The sequence below is a fragment of the Desulfocastanea catecholica genome (assembly GCF_054657295.1).
The window spans coordinates 1-15,909 of sequence record NZ_BAAHYZ010000028.1 but is presented as its reverse complement, the minus strand read 5'-3'; the positions used below and the strand labels follow the sequence as shown (position 1 = coordinate 15,909).

The 15,909-nt window shown below is 41.2% G+C and carries 14 protein-coding genes; all 14 read left to right on the top strand.

From position 1 onward, the window contains the following. Nucleotides 1–43: 43 nt before the first annotated feature. Nucleotides 44–973 carry a polysaccharide biosynthesis tyrosine autokinase gene (locus ACYQ8U_RS19245; protein WP_459947190.1) on the top strand — a complete coding sequence of 310 codons (930 nt, stop codon included), beginning with the start codon at nt 44–46 and terminating at the stop codon, nt 971–973. Between the two features lie 117 nt (nt 974–1,090). Next, nucleotides 1,091–2,110, top strand: coding sequence for a Gfo/Idh/MocA family protein (locus ACYQ8U_RS19240; protein ID WP_459947189.1), 1,020 nt, complete (start codon nt 1,091–1,093; stop codon nt 2,108–2,110). Further along, entirely contained in the window at nt 2,107–3,150 is a 1,044-nt protein-coding gene (locus tag ACYQ8U_RS19235) for a lipid II:glycine glycyltransferase FemX (RefSeq protein ID WP_459947188.1), read from the top strand. The genes ACYQ8U_RS19240 and ACYQ8U_RS19235 overlap by 4 nt, the downstream gene beginning before the upstream one ends. Before the next feature lie 6 nt (nt 3,151–3,156). Beyond that, entirely contained in the window at nt 3,157–4,101 is a 945-nt protein-coding gene (locus ACYQ8U_RS19230; RefSeq protein WP_459947187.1) for a polysaccharide deacetylase family protein, read from the top strand. Nucleotides 4,102–4,161: 60 nt separating this feature from the next. Continuing rightward, nucleotides 4,162–5,322, top strand: coding sequence for a glycosyltransferase family 4 protein (locus ACYQ8U_RS19225; protein WP_459947186.1), 1,161 nt, complete (start codon nt 4,162–4,164; stop codon nt 5,320–5,322). Between the two features lie 75 nt (nt 5,323–5,397). Continuing rightward, a complete protein-coding gene (locus ACYQ8U_RS19220) occupies nt 5,398–6,273 on the top strand; it encodes a polysaccharide deacetylase family protein (RefSeq protein WP_459947185.1) in 876 nt (291 codons plus the stop codon). A 77-nt stretch (nt 6,274–6,350) separates the two neighbouring features. After that, nucleotides 6,351–7,307, top strand: a complete 957-nt coding sequence (locus ACYQ8U_RS19215; protein ID WP_459947184.1) for a glycosyltransferase family 2 protein — start codon at nt 6,351–6,353, stop codon at nt 7,305–7,307. Between the two features lie 64 nt (nt 7,308–7,371). Then, on the top strand, nt 7,372–8,247 hold the full coding sequence (locus tag ACYQ8U_RS19210; RefSeq protein ID WP_459947183.1) for a glycosyltransferase family A protein: 876 nt from the start codon (nt 7,372–7,374) through the stop codon (nt 8,245–8,247). Nucleotides 8,248–8,460: 213 nt separating this feature from the next. Further along, the gene (asnB, locus tag ACYQ8U_RS19205) at nt 8,461–10,341 is read left to right on the top strand and encodes an asparagine synthase (glutamine-hydrolyzing) (RefSeq protein WP_459947182.1); all 1,881 of its coding nucleotides are present in this window, start codon (nt 8,461–8,463) and stop codon (nt 10,339–10,341) included. Between the two features lie 87 nt (nt 10,342–10,428). Beyond that, complete coding sequence (locus tag ACYQ8U_RS19200) at nt 10,429–11,613, top strand: glycosyltransferase family 4 protein (RefSeq protein WP_459947181.1); 1,185 nt, start codon at nt 10,429–10,431, stop codon at nt 11,611–11,613. Nucleotides 11,614–11,840: 227 nt separating this feature from the next. Continuing rightward, nucleotides 11,841–12,218 carry a glycosyltransferase gene (locus tag ACYQ8U_RS19195; protein ID WP_459947180.1) on the top strand — a complete coding sequence of 126 codons (378 nt, stop codon included), beginning with the start codon at nt 11,841–11,843 and terminating at the stop codon, nt 12,216–12,218. 164 nt (nt 12,219–12,382) lie between these two features. Further along, the gene (locus tag ACYQ8U_RS19190) at nt 12,383–13,822 is read left to right on the top strand and encodes an oligosaccharide flippase family protein (protein ID WP_459947179.1); all 1,440 of its coding nucleotides are present in this window, start codon (nt 12,383–12,385) and stop codon (nt 13,820–13,822) included. 17 nt (nt 13,823–13,839) lie between these two features. Beyond that, complete coding sequence (locus ACYQ8U_RS19185) at nt 13,840–15,141, top strand: hypothetical protein (RefSeq protein ID WP_459947178.1); 1,302 nt, start codon at nt 13,840–13,842, stop codon at nt 15,139–15,141. Nucleotides 15,142–15,251: 110 nt separating this feature from the next. Beyond that, nucleotides 15,252–15,909, top strand: a 658-nt coding sequence (locus tag ACYQ8U_RS19180) for a Druantia anti-phage system protein DruA (RefSeq protein ID WP_459947177.1), incomplete at its 3' end; no start/stop codon positions are given.

Sequence of the window (15,909 nt, the reverse complement as noted above, 5' to 3'; positions counted from 1 at the left end):
CCTCAGATAATTGAGCAACCAGAACAGGTCTAGTGAAATAAAAATGGGTAAATTCTCTCACGCGCTTGAAAGGATGGGGCGCCAGATCGGTACTGACAAGACAGCGACAGACAATGCCACAACCAGTCCGCCAAACAATGCGCCAAAAAGTACGCCACCGTCGCCAAAAATGGAACGCAACCCAAAGTCGCCCGCGAGCCCCAAAACGACCACCAGTGCAAAATCTCTCCTCCCCAGAGCTCGGAGCTGGGATAAGCGGTTACACAAGGCGGTGAACGATGATTTGTCCGTGCCCGAGGTGTTCAAGATCCTGCGTTCCCGCATCCTGCATCCTCTTGACGACAGTGAAAAGCCGGTAAGAACAATTATGGTCACTTCCGCCGTTCCCCGGGAAGGAAAAAGCTTTATCACGGCCAACCTGGGTATATCTCTGGCGCAGGGGATGGATCAACACGCGCTCCTGGTCGATTGTGATCTGAGGCGACCTTCCCTGGCCGGTTTGTTCGGCATGGAAGGAAAGCTAGGGCTGGTCGATTATCTGCGGGACCATGTCGACCTGGCGGAGCTCATCGGTAAAACGATGGTGGACAAGTTATCGATTCTGGCCAGTGGCATTCCCCCTGCTAATCCGGCCGAGCTGCTCAGTTCCTCGCGGATGGGTGCTCTGGTTGAGGAGTTGTCACGCCGATATGATGACCGTATCGTCATCTTCGATAGCCCGCCGTTGCTCGTTGCCGCCGAGACCAGTGTTCTGGCCGGCCAGGTCGATGGCGTCATTGTTGTCGTCCGTCAGGGAGTTTCCCGTAAAGCCGAGATCCAAAAACTCATTGATAAAATCGGATCCGAACGAATAGTAGGTTTTGTGTTTAATGATCATACCGGGAGTGTTTTCGAGCCGTCCTACACCAAAGGCTATGGCTACTATTACTATCAACCCACAACACCCGAACCCACAATAGAACAACAACAATAATATATAGAGTCCTCCGGTTTTGTGTTATAATAATAACCAGTAGCTAAATTGATACGTGGTAATGTCCTGATATTAAAAAATATTCAGTGAATAACTTCCTGAAGGCAAGGAGAAGAAATGCTTAACATCGGTATTGTCGGATGCGGTTACTGGGGGCCGAATCTCATTCGTAATTTTAACGCGCTTGAGGGGTGCCGGGTCAAGACAATCTGTGACATAGATAACAACCGGTTGGCACGTATGAAGAGTCTCTACCCTGGGGCCGAGACAGTCACGGATGTTAATGCAATTGTCAACGATCTGGAGATTCATGCCGTTGCCATTGCAACGCCGGTGCGTCTGCATTTCGAACTGGCCAAAAAAAGTATGGAAGCCGGCAAACATACCCTCATTGAAAAACCCATGGCCTCGTCGGTTGACGAATGTGTACAGCTTAAAAAACTGGCTGAGAAGAACAAGCTTACCCTGATGGTGGGTCATACCTTTCTCTACTCGCAAACGGTACGGCGCATAAAAGAAATTGTCAAAAGCGGTGATCTGGGCAAGATCCTCTATATCAGTGCCCGTCGCTTGAATCTTGGATTATTCCAGAAAGATATCAACGTGGCGTGGGATCTGGCGCCTCATGACATTTCCATTATCCTCAGTATTATGGAATCGGAGCCGGTATCGGTTAACTGCCAGGGCAAGGCCAATGTGAATGCGGGAATTGAGGATATAACCAATATGTCCATTAATTTTCAAGACAATGGCTTTGCCACCATTAAAAGCAGTTGGCTTGACCCCAACAAGATAAGAGAAATGACTTTTGTCGGCAGCAAGAGAATGCTGGTCTATAATGATATCGAGCCAAACGAGAAGGTTAAGATCTATGATAAGCGGGTAGAGACACCACCGCATTATGATACCTTCGGTGAATTCCAACACTCCTATCACTATGGCGACATGTATTCGCCCTATATCAAACAGGATGAACCATTAAAAATAGAATGTCAGCACTTTCTCGACTGCATCAAGACCGGCGACGCTCCTCTATCAGGTGCGGAAGAAAGCCTGCGGGTGGTACAAATCCTTGAGGCATCCTCTACCTCCCTGAAAAATGGCGGTAACAAAACGGAGATCAAAAAAGTCTCTTGAGTGAAACCGTCACAGTCGAAATCATCAACCCACTCCAATTTACCGGATGGGATGAGCTTTTACTGACACAACCGGAGAGCACTTTTTTTCATTCCTCGCATTGGGCACGAGTTTTACACACTACCTATGGCTATACACCGCTCTATTTTACAGTAAGAAATAATGACAAGCTCTCAGCCCTGGTGCCGGTAATGGAAATTGATAGTTTTCTGACCGGCAAGAGGGGGGTGTCCCTTCCATTCACCGATTTTAGTCAACCGATTAGCGGGGATATACTGAGGGCTGATAAAATTTGGAACACCATCAGGGAGTATGGGGAAAAAGCCGGCTGGAAATATATCGAAATTCGAGGTGGAGATGGTTTAAATCAAACTATTCCGGTGTTTTCCTGCTGTTATGAACATAGCATCTTTCTCTCTCGATGTGTGCAACACGTTTATAACAATTTTTGTGACAGTCACAAGAGGAATATCAGAAAGGCCGAAAAAGTCGGCGTGGAAGTAACCGTATGTGATTCTTTGGAATCAATGCATGATTTTTACCGTTTGAATGTTATAACAAGAAAGAGGCATGGGCTGCCGCCGCAGCCTTTTTGTTTTTTTAAAAACATACATCAATTCGTCATTGAGCAAAAACATGGGCTCCTCTTGATAGCCCGCCACCAGGGGAAAGCAATTGCCGGGGCACTTTGCTTTCATTTTGGTGATAAAGCAATCTATAAGTACGCCGCATCGGATAAACGATACCAGCATTTGCGAGCAAATAATCTGGTTATATACAAAGCACTGGAGCACTATTCGCGTCAAGGGTGTTGTAGTTTTAATCTTGGCAGAACAGAGCAGGACCATAAAGGATTGAGGCAATTTAAAACAGGCTGGGGTGCTAAAGAAACGACGGTTACTTACCATCGACACTCTTTTCAACACAAACTCCTCGCTGCCGCACCTTCCGTTGATGGTTGGTATACACGTATTTTTAACAAGATGCCTGCACCAATACTGAAAATTATTGGCACAATCTGCTATCGGCATATAGGCTAAGTCACATTGATCAATACTTCTTTTATAGATATTTTCTATACGTTAAAGCCTTTCCTTCCGAGAAAAATGCAACTCTTCTTAAGAAGAAAGTTGATGTCCAAAATACTTACATCCTCTGCGGACATATGGCCAATTGATGTTGGAACTGCAACCCCCCCGGCCAATTGGGCCGGGTGGCCGGATAATAAAAAATTCGCCCTGGTGCTCACGCACGATGTTGATACCCAAAAAGGCTATGATAACGCCACGGCACTTATGAAGGTCGACCAGGATATGGGCTTTCGGGCGGCTTTTAACTTTGTTCCCGAGCGTGATTATTCCCCGTCGCCGCAGTTCAGGCAGCAGTTTGAAAGTAACGGTTTTGAAATAGGCGTGCATGACCTCAAGCATGATGGCAAACTTTTTAAATCTGAAACGACCTTTACTAAAGGTGCCGAGCAGATCAACAGATATCTCAAGGAATGGGCAAGCAAAGGGTTTCGATCAGGTGCTATGCACTGCAATCTTGATTGGATACACCAATTACATATCGAATACGATGCTTCAACCTTTGACACCGACCCTTTTGAACCAAAACCGGAGAGTCGAAGGACGATATTTCCTTTTTGGGTCGAGCCCAATGGGCTTGGCAATGGATTTGTCGAGTTGCCATATACCCTGCCGCAGGATTTTACCCTCTTTGTCCTGATGCAGGAAAAAAGTATCGCTATCTGGAAACAGAAATTGGATTGGGTTGTTGAACAGGGCGGCATGGCATTGGTCCTGACCCATCCTGATTATATGAACTTTGGTGAAGATGCACTTGGGCAAGAAGAGTACCCTGTGCATTATTATATCGAATTATTAGAATATATCCGCTCAAAATATGAAGGGCAGTACTGGCACGCACTACCACGGGAAATTTCTGGTTTTATGCGAGAAAATATCATTAGACGGTTGTTTGCCAACTGAAATTGACAATTTGATTGCCTGTTTTCACACACCTGTAAAGGGAGCATCATGAGAGTATGTATGGTCGCCTATTCGTTTTACGAGATGGATAATCGCGTTAGACGATATGCGGAGACACTGGTAGAAAAGGGTTGGCATGTTGATGCTATAGCCCTTAATAGAGGACAACAGAAAAAGAAAGAGATCATAAAAGGAGTTACCCTCTATCGAATACAAGATCGTGAAATTAATGAAAAAGGGAAATTCTCCTATTTTTTTCGTATTGTAAAATTTTTGCTGAAATCAACATTGTTTTTATCGCTGAGCTGCTTTAAAAATCGTTATGATCTCATTCATGTTCATTCGGTTCCTGATTTTGAAATTTTTGCGGCATTTTTACCAAAGCTTTTTGGTAGCAAACTTATACTGGATATTCATGATATTGTTCCGGAATTTTATGCAGAAAAATTTAGTGCCGGCAATAGTACGTTTATATCAACAGCCCTCCTCTGGATGGAACGATTTTCATGTTTTTTCTCGAACCATGTCATCATCTCTAACGATATCTGGTATAAAAAACTGGTAAACAGATCAGTTCGGCCGGACAAATGTACGGTCATTCTCAATTACCCTGTCCCTTTCCTCTTTCACAAAAGAGACAATGTCCAACACAACCATCAATCTGTGTTCGTAATACTCTATCCAGGGACATTTGCCTGGCATCAAGGCTTGGATATTGCGATTCAAGCCATTGCCCGTATAAAAAAAAATGATTTCCGTGAAATTCAGTTGCATCTCTACGGCAAGGGCCCCGAAGAAGAAAACCTGAAACAAATTGTTGCAAACCTTGGGGTTTCAGATGTTGTTTTATTTAAAGGCATGCTTCCCATCGAAGAGATGGCGGAACGGATGGCACATGCTGACCTTGGCTTGGTGCCTAAACGGGATGGCAGCTTCGGCGGTGAAGCGTTCAGTACTAAAATTCTTGAATTTATGGCCCTTGGTGTTCCGCAGATCGTCTCGAGAACCTCGATTGACCAGTATTATTTTAATGACGATTTGGTGGAATTTTTCACACCGGAAGATGTCGATGAGTTAAGTGTGAAGATAGTGACTCTTGCTGACAATGAAAAGCGTCGAGATGAACTCGTCCGAAACGGACTAAAGCATATTGAAAAAAATAACTGGAATGTCAAACAGGATGAGTATTTGGCAATTGTAAAATCTCTTACCGGGGCATAAATTCGTTGTCTCGTGAAAATTGCCTCTTTATTTCTGCAACCAGGAGCGTAGTTGAATGGATGGATGCATAGTTATATGAAAATACCCCGTATTGATCGTCTGTTGACGTTATATATTTTTCACCCCTTCAACAGATTTATTAAAAAACGCCAGGGGCTAAGAATTCCAATACTTATGTACCACAGCATATCCAGCGGTGATGAAAGAGGTGTCCACCCATATTATCGAGTGAACACCTCACCTGAAATCTTTGAAAAACATATGGAATATTTGTATTCAAACAATTACTCCGTTATTGGGCTTGATTCGTTAGCGCTTCTGTTTCAGGAAGAAAATAGCAAAAAAATAAATCACGTGAACAAGTATGTTGTAATAACATTCGATGACGGATTTCGTGATTTTTATGTGCATGCAGCTCCGATATTAAAAAAATTCAGGTTTACTGCAACAGTATTCCTCGTTACTGGGTTCATAGGGGTTGGGAGTGATAAATTTAAGGGCAAAGAATTCTTAAAATGGTCTGAAGTGAAAACTCTTGCCGATGAAGGGATAAGTTTTGGCTCGCATACTGTCACACATCCCCAGCTCAATACATTAGACAAAAAAAGTGTGAAAGAGGAAATTATACGCTCAAAAGAAGAAATTGAGGAGCAAATAGGCACATCAGCTAAGATGTTTTCGTACCCTTATAAATTCCCGGAGGAAGATAAAAGCTTCATGGATTTTCTAAGGGATGTTCTCGTCGAAAATCAATATGAAATCGGAGTTAGCACCCGATTGGGTACCACCTCGATCAATGATTTACGGTTTTTTATGAAGCGTATTCCTATGAACTCGAGTGATGATATAAAATTTTTTCAGGCGAAACTTAACGATGGATATAATTGGCTTCACATGCCTCAATGTTTCCTGAAAAAAATGAAAAAGAATTTGAGAATTGAACAGCATTAAGAATGATTCCATCAATAATGAAAACCCATGGTGTAGCGAGATAATTTAAGAATTGCTGATTTGGGAATAGAGTGTTTATGGTTGATATATCCATAGTTATTGTCAGTTGGAATGCAAAAGACTATCTACAAAAATGTATAGATTCTATTTATAAAGAGAACAAAAAATGCGACATAGAAGTTATAGTAGTTGATAATGCGTCGACCGATGGTTCCCAGGATATGGTTCGAACTCGATTTCCACAGGTGCAATTGATTTGCAACAACGACAACCTTGGTTTTGCAAAGGCAAATAACATTGGGATTAAGCAGAGTAGCGGGAAGTATCTGAGCCTTATAAATTCAGACGTAGAAATTTTATCGGACTGTTTTAGTCAAATGCTGTGCTATATGGAAGAACACCAAGACATTGGCATTCTTGGCCCAATGATACTTAATTCTGATAAAACCTTGCAACGTTCATGTAGAGGATTTCCTAATTTATGGAATTTATTGTGTCGTGCTCTTGCGTTAGATAGTGTTTTTCCAAAAGTAAAATTATTTGGTGGGGACATGATGGGTTACTGGCCTCACGATAGCATCCATGATGTTGAAGTGCTTAGTGGATGTTTCTGGTTTATTAACAGAAAAGCATTGGATGATGTCGGTTTGCTTGACGAAGTGTTTTTCATCTATGCAGAAGATTTTGACTGGTGTAAGAGGTTTGCTGATGCCGGCTGGAGGAGAATTTACTTCCCCTTAGTGCAAGCAATACATTATGGGGGCGCAAGCTCCGATAATGCTCCAGTAAGATTTTATTTGGAGATGCAGCGATCAATTTTATGCTATTGGAAAAAACATCATAGTAATTTTGAGCAATTAGTTTTCTTGCTTATAATGTGCTTTCATCATTCAATAAGAACTGTTGGGGGAATCTTCTCCTATTTAATTGCTCCGTCGAAAAGAGAGTCTGCTCGCTTAAAAATTAAACGGCATTTATCCAGTGTGAAATGGCTTTTAAGTTGGAATCGAGACACGATAGCTGCAAAAGAATAACATATTGTTATCGAACTGCTTTGGTATTTAATTAAAAACCAAGTATTTAATCTAGAAATTTCATATGTATAATAAAAATATTAAATACATTGTTGTGACACCAGTTAGAGATGAGGTCAAATATTTAGAAAAAACTATAAGCTCCATGATAGCACAGACTATCCTACCTCTTGAATGGTGGATAGTAGATGATGGTTCTAGTGATGGCACAAAAGAAATAATTCAGAAATATGCAGATAGTCGTGATTGGATCAATGCGGTTTATAGAGTTGACCGAGGTTTTAGAAAGTCTGGAGGAGGAGTAATCGAGGCTTTTTATGATGCTTACAATCGGATTATAATTAAAGATTATGATTTTATAGTGAAGTTAGATGGGGATTTGTCGTTCGATGACGACTATTTTGAAAAATGTTTCAATTACTTTGGTAAAGATAATGAGCTAGGCGTAGGTGGAGGAGCGGTGTATAGTCTGATTGATGGGGAGCTGGTGTCAGAACAAGACCCATTATTTCATGTTAGAGGTGCTACAAAAATCTATAAGAAAAAATGTTGGGATGAAATTGGTGGTTTAATCAAAGCGCCGGGTTGGGACACCTTAGATGAAGTTAAAGCAAATATGCTGGGTTACAAAACCAGGCGATTTAACGATTTAATGTTAACACAGCATAAACCAACCGGCTCCGCAGATGGCACATGGAAGAATTGGTATAAGAATGGGATGGCAAATTATATTACAGGTTATCATCCCCTCTTCATGTTCGCTAAATGTAGTAAAAGGATTTTTCAAAAGCCATATATTATTATGTCGTTAGCACTTTTGAGCGGGTTTTTGGGAGGTTATTTTAGCAAAACTCCTCAAGTATCGGATAAAAAGCTGATTAAATATCTTCGAAAGGAACAATTGAAAAAAATGCTGGGCATAAAAACGATCTGGACGTAATAGTCTCATGTCTGGTGTCAAGCAACAGCATACAAGCATGGTATTACCTTAAAACGACAGGCCTACTCATCTGAGATGACATGGACTATTCAACATTTTACTAATCCCAGATAAACGCGGTATACTCTTTTACTAAATACTTTCTCAAGCAACAAAAATAAGCGTAGGCTTCGTGAATAATCTCTAGGGACTAATACGGGAACAGTTGATTCTATGTGCGGCATTTGTGGAAAATTAAACTTTGATCGAGAAAATTCGGTGGATCCATATCTTATCCGCAAGATGATGGACAAGATCATACATCGTGGGCCGGATGGAAGTGGTGAGTATTGTGCTGGTCCAATCGGTTTAGGACATAGAAGACTGAGTATTATAGACCTCAATACTGGGGCCCAGCCGATGTCCAACGAAGATGACACTGTGTGGGTCGTCTATAATGGGGAGATATATAACTATAGGGAAATACGAAGGGAGCTGGAGGCTTTAGGTCACAAGTTCAAAACCAATACAGATACTGAAGTGATTGTGCACCTTTATGAAGAGATAAGCGTTAAATGTGTCAACAAGTTTCAGGGCATGTTCGCTTTTGCTTTGTGGGACGAACGAAAGCAGATTCTTTTTATTGCGCGGGATCGGGTAGGTATCAAGCCGCTGTATTTCACCTGCACATCAACATCCTTCTTATTTGCATCTGAGATCAAGTCTATGCTGGTCGATGAAAGTGTTGTACGATCAGTAAACCTTAAGGCAATTGATAGATTTTTAACCTACCATTATCTGCCGGGATATGAGACACTTTTGGCCGGGATATATAAGCTCGACCCTGGTCACTATTTGACTGTACAGGATGGCCGAATACTAACTGAACAATACTGGGACTTAGATTTTGACTCAAATCCTTCCAATTTAACCTTTGAGGACGCTAAAATAACCTTGCGTAAGTTGCTTCGACGGACCGTCAAGGACCACATGATTAGTGATGTACCTGTGGGTGTGTTGTTAAGTGGTGGGGTAGATTCGACAGGGATATTGCGTTATGCGGTTGAACAGACTGATAAGCCTATACACTCATTCACTATCGGTTTTGAAAACGAAAAATTTGCAGATGAAAGGCCATATGCCAGGACAGCTGCTAGGCTATATGGTACAGAACATCACGAAATATCCATGACTGCCGATGATTTTATGAGTTTTCTACCGGAGTATGTATGGCACATGGAGGAACCTGTTTGTGAGCCACCAGCGATTGCTTTGTATTATGTGTCGAAACTTGCCAGGGAGTGTTCGGTCAAAGTATTGCTGTCTGGAGAAGGGGGAGATGAAGCTTTTGGTGGATATCCGAATTACAGAAACCTGATGCTTCTAGAGAGGTTGAAATCGATCTTTGGAACAACAAATGGCTTTTTACGTGCTGGCTTTAAATTATTAGGAAAGGTTGGTAACGAACGTTTTGCGCGTTATGTTGATCTTATTAAACCCTCACTGGCTGAATACTATTTCAGTAGAACAAGTACACCATATTCATCGTTTAATAAGATTAAAAAATCATTGTACAACAAGAACTATTCGGCTTTGGCAGATAATTATAATTCAAGAGAACCAACCCAAAAATTGTTTAAAAAAACATTAAACTGCAATCTACTGAATTGTATGCTATATGTGGATACAAAGACATGGCTTCCAGACGATCTGCTGGTAAAGGCTGATAAAATGACCATGGCCACATCTGTAGAACTTCGCGTGCCGCTCCTGGATTTTCGTGTGCTGGAGATGGCCGCATCTCTACCAACGGAATATAAAGTTAGAGGGTGGTCCTTGAAACGAATTCTCAAGGCGGCGCTAAAGGATTCGGTGCCGAGTGAAATTCTTAACAGAAAAAAAACTGGCTTTCCAGTGCCTTATAACAGTTGGCTTCGGAATGAACTACGAGATTTTGTTTACGATACAGTTTTGAGTGATAATGCAGCAATAAAACGCTATTTTTCTACAAATCAATTGAATAAATTATTGGATGAACATCAACAAGGAGCAGACTGGTCCAAGGAAATATTTTGTTTGCTGACCCTAGAGCTTTGGCACCAAAAAATGCTCTAGAAAACATGTTCTTGAGAGTTTTTTCTTGCTACTGTTTCTGAGGCTTTTCGTTAAATCGTGTTTACTTGAAATTGGAACGAATTGGTAATGAATGAGAGTAATAATAAGCCACTGAGTGTGTTGCATAGTTTTCCTCATCGTCTTGGGAAGGATAGAATCTGCACAACCGCGTGGCATGAGATAGATAGTGCTGCGGCAGCAGGGGCAAATATAATTGTTTTTGCTGGGGATTTAGTGCGACCTTTTGTTTGGCCAATAAATGTTAAGACCACGCTTTCTCGCGGAAAAATCAGAATACCGAACCGCCTATTGGGTACTTTAAGGACTTGCAAATTTCATGATTGGATAGTGGCAAGACAATTACCAAAACTTGTAGGAAAGATTGATATCATTCATGCATGGCCATTAGGCTCCTTGCAAACTATCCGTGTCGCCAAAAGCCTCGGCATACCTGTTGCATTGGAACGATGTAATGCGCACACTCGATTCGCATATGAGATTGTTAAAAAAGAATGTGAAAAGTTAGGAATTGAAATGCCTAAAGGTCATGAGCACACCTTTAATAAAGAAATCCTTGATAGAGAAGAATCTGAATACGAATTGGCTGATCGCCTTCTATGCCCATCTGATTTTGTAGCAAGCACCTTTCTTGACCAAGGTGTTTCAAAAGAAAAGCTTGTTCGCCATCAATATGGTTTTGATGATAAAACTTTTTACTCGAGTGAAAATTCAAGGAACATAAGTCAAGGGTTAACTATGATCTTTGTTGGGGGGTGTGCACCGAGAAAAGGTTTACACTATGCGCTTGAAGCATGGATAAACTCACCGGCTAGTAATGAAGGAACTTTTTTAATTGCAGGAGAGTTTATCCCAGGATATGCAGAAAAACTTGCTCCTTTTCTTGCGCACCCCAGTGTCTTTGTGTTGGGACATAGAAAAGATGTTTCTAGTCTGATGCGAAAAAGCGATCTTTTGATTTTACCTTCGATTGAGGAGGGGAGCGCTCTCGTTACCTCGGAAGCTCGAGGGAGTGGGTGCGTTCTATTGGTTTCGGAGGGCTCTGGAGCAATATGCAAACATATGGAAAATGCTTTAGTTCATCCTGTTGGAGATTTGCAACAACTTACACAACATATTACAATGTTGTATAAAGATCGTTCGTTATTGGAAGAACTTCGCACAGCATCTTTACGTACAGTGCATGAAATAACATGGGCCGCCGCCGGGAAGAGACTCGTTAAGTTATACCGTAGTATTGTAAATGAATTCTGAAATTCTGATAATATGCTTAATTTAGACGAGATATTCTCTCAAAAGCTCCTGGTAGTGGATTCTGAAGCATTACAGGCGGAATAAAACGGTTTTTTTCGCTGGTGTATTGGCGGTCCGTAAGTGGCTCCATTTTGCTTAAAAGCATGGTTCAACTCAAAATCAAGTAAAAATGGCACGTTTTAATAGCTGGCAGCTTTATACCAACATACTAAAAGAAACTAGAGCCTATGTTGGCGAATCCAAGTGTTAAAGTTCTAGGGCACCGTAATGATATTCCCCAACTTATGCGAGAATGCGACATGTTTATTAAGCCCAGTATCGAGGAAGGATTTGGGCTTGTTTGTAAAGAAGCGATGGCAAGCGGCTGCGTACCACTTGTCTCAGATGCTTGCACTGATTTGTGTCAACAAATGAAAAATGCAATGGTACATAAGGTTGGAGATGTTGAAGCAATCACTGAACACATCAACACCCTTTGCAATCAACGAGATAAAATTTCACAGCTACGTGATGCTGGGCTGGCATCTATTCCATCCATATCTTGGGCGGCGGCAGGGCAATCGCTAGTCGCTGCTTATCGAAATGTTTTAATTACTTATCTATAATTAAACAAATGGCACAACGGCTTGCAAGCCAAATCAAGCCAATCCAAAAATAGAAAGACACAGCAATATAATGCATTGTGTTTTTCCAACCATCAATTTCAGGTCGAGATCTTAGATCTTACCTCACGATGGTATCCCATCTTTTCGCTCCAGAAAAAGTAATTATGAATCAAAAAAGAGATATTTTACGGGGAACCTTTGTGTTGAGTATCGGTGAAGCTGTCGTGTATGGATCATCATTTTTGAAAAACATGATCTTCGCCCGCTTACTCACAAAGGAAGATTTTGGAATTGCAGCTACTTTCGCTATGGCGCTTACAATTCTTGAATTCTCGAGCAAAATGTCTATAAGTCGCTTGATTGTACAGGACCTTGAAGGTGATAATCCACACTTCATGGCGAGTGCGCACGCAATTCAGTTGATTGCTAGTATTTTAAGCGCAATCATTGTTTTCTTGGCGGCTGGCCCACTCGTTACGCTATTTGATGTTAAAGGCAGTATTTTATCTTACCAATTATTGGCATTTTTACCAATAATTAAGGGGTTAGAACACCTTGATTTATCTAGATTAGAAAGAAAATTTAGATACATGCAATCTACTATAGCTTCGGCTGGGCCACAGCTTGTTACTTCTTTGGCCGCTTGGCCGCTTGCTATTTTGATACCAAATTATAATGTGGTATTAATAATTTTATTTTCTAAAGCTATAGGTTCGACAGTTATATCTCATTTGATTGCCACAAGGCCCTACAAACTAGGAATAAATCATATTTTTTGTAGAAGAATTATTCAGTTTTCATGGCCATTAGTGGTTAATGGATTTCTGCTTTTTCTTGTTTTTCAGGGTGATCAATTTATAATAGCATCTTATTATTCAATGGAAGATTTAGCCTCTTTTGCAGCCACATTTAGTATAGCAACCGTACCGACTTTTATTTTTGGTCGAATATTCCCTGCTATTATGCTTCCTGTGATGGCGAAAGTTCAAAATGATCTGAATTTATTCCGCCAAAAGTATAAGGTCACACTTGAGATCGTATGCATCTTCACCATTTTTTATGGAGTGAGTTCGATACTTGGTGCTGAAGCAATTATGAAAATAGTGTTTGGAGTAAAGTTCGAAGGTAATGGAGCTATTCTAGCTTGGTTAACTGCCGCATATGCCATAAGATCCATTAGATTTGCTCCAACGATTGCTGCATTAGCAAAGGCTGACTCTATAACTCAAATGTACTCCAATTTAGTTAGAGGTATAACTTTGCCAATATCTCTGGTGTTGGCAATATTGCACCAACCTATATGGATGATTGCAGCAACTGGTGTTATTAGTGAAGTTGCAGCATGTTCTGTTTCATTTTATCGATTGGCTTATAGAAATTCAGTACCATTGAGATACAGCATGCGACCTGTATTAATAACTGTTTTACTATTGACTTTTTCAGGACTACCAGGATTGTTTGGATTTTACAAACTAAATACAGCAGTTGTAATTTTTTTAGCTCCTTTATTTGGAATAATATGCAGTGGGGTTATGATATTGTTTTTTTCATCTTCACGTAAGTATATTGAAGAATTGCTGAAAAAAAATGATTTCAAAGTTTAAAGTAATATATATATAATATGACTACTATCGGTGCTTCGCTTACACTAATATTTTGCTGTTTAGTTTTATTTTTACCTCGCCGGTTTGTTTCTCTGGCAATCGTTTCTGCTGTATTCTTTATTACGCAAGGACAAGAGTTTCAGTTTTCAGGTATAAGCTTTACTGCCATTCGTTTTGTCGAAGTTTTCACAGCAATTCGTATAATAGTTCGGAGTGAATGGTCTTCCTTTTCCTGGACTTCTCCAGACCATTGGTTTATTTTGCTTTTTATTTCTAATCCTTTGATCTATTTGTTACGCAATAGTTACCTCGACATGTATACACTTGGTTTAACCGTGGATGCATACTTGGTTTACTTTTCATTTAGGGTACTGATTCCAACTCCTGATGATTATCAATATTTCATGAAGAGAGTTGTTTTGGTGATGGTACCGTTTGCCGTTTTCATGGCTATAGAGGGTGTCACAGGCTCAAACATGTTTTCAGTAATGGGAGGTGTTCCTGAAACTCCGATCTGGCGAGAAGGTTTTTTTAGATGTCAGGGTAGTTTTCGGCACGCTATCACTGCGGGTACAATGGGGGCAACTTTCCTCCCTATCTTTATTGGATTTCTTTTTCAGCGCTCTTGTCGATGGTGGGCTCTCATTGGAACGGTAGCAAGTCTGGCTATTGTTATTTCCTCACATTCAAGTGGGCCACTTATGACAACTGTCGTTGCGATTGCTGCTTGGGCATGTTGGAAGTTTCGAGATAATATGAAGTGGGTTCGAAGGGGGCTGGCATTATCATTAATAGCAATGCATCTTGTAATGAAAGCTCCGGTGTGGTTTCTTTTTGATAGAATAAGTGGCTATATTGGAGGTGACGGTTGGCATCGGGCAAATCTTATTGATAAGTTCGTGGAGAACTTTAGTAAATGGTGGCTTGTGGGTATGCCCATGGAAGATACTAAAAATTGGGCGGCAACAGTAACTAAGTTTGGTTATGTAGATGTTACGAACTACTATATATCCATAGGAATTTCCGGCGGATTAATTTCATTAATTTTCTTAGTTACGTTACAAGTTTCAATTTTCAGTTTTGTCGGATCCAGCCTATTTAAATTGCGCAATTACTATGATGAAAAGAAAAAATTAGAACCTATGTTGTGGGGGGCAGGGAGTGCGGTGTGCTGCCACGTAGTCAACTTGACAGCTGTTATCTACTTTGATCAAAGTTCAGTTATCTGGTATTTGCATATGGCAATGGCTGTAAATCTAGCGCAATATTTTCAGTCAGAGACAGTAGGATTGAAAAGTAATGGGTCCACCCCAGGGTGAATTTATCCAATCCTCTTCTCAATAAAATTCAAACTACTTACGATTAAATCTGGACAACCTTTCTCAAGTCAGCTACAATCCCCGAAATATGTATCATATGAGAGAGGGCCATGTTGAACTTATCCCAGGTTATCGTCCGTCCGGTAGAACCTTCAGAAGAACCCAAATTCCAAGAATTGATGCAACAGCATCATTATCTTGGCGCTTTGCCGAAAATCGGCAATACAATCTGGTATATCGTCACCTGCAACAATGAATGGCTTGGCCTCCTGAGCTTTTCTGCGGCAGCTTTGAAGTGCGGCGCCCGTGATCGCTGGATCGGCTGGGGCCATCGTCTGCAGTATGATCGGCTGCATCTGGTGGCAAATAATTCACGATTTTTGATACTGCCCACCTGCCATTACAAAAATCTTGCGTCAAAGGTTCTCTCCCTGTGTCGGCGAAGAATCCAACAAGACTGGCAAGACCGATTCGGCTTTCCCCTCCTGATGATGGAAACCTTTGTCGACCCTTCGCGCTTCATCGGCACGATCTATCACGCTGCAAACTGGCAATTAATCGGCAAGACCAAAGGATACCAACGAATTCGAAATGGTTACAGTAATACGCGACAGACATCAAAGCTTGTCTTCGTGCAGCTTCTCCAGCGCAACAGCCGTTCGTTGTTATCCGCTTTCTCCCTTCCCCAACACTATGTGACAGGAGTACCAAGAATGAAACTTACCGCCGAACAAATGCGATCTCTTCCCGGTTTCTTCAAAACAATCC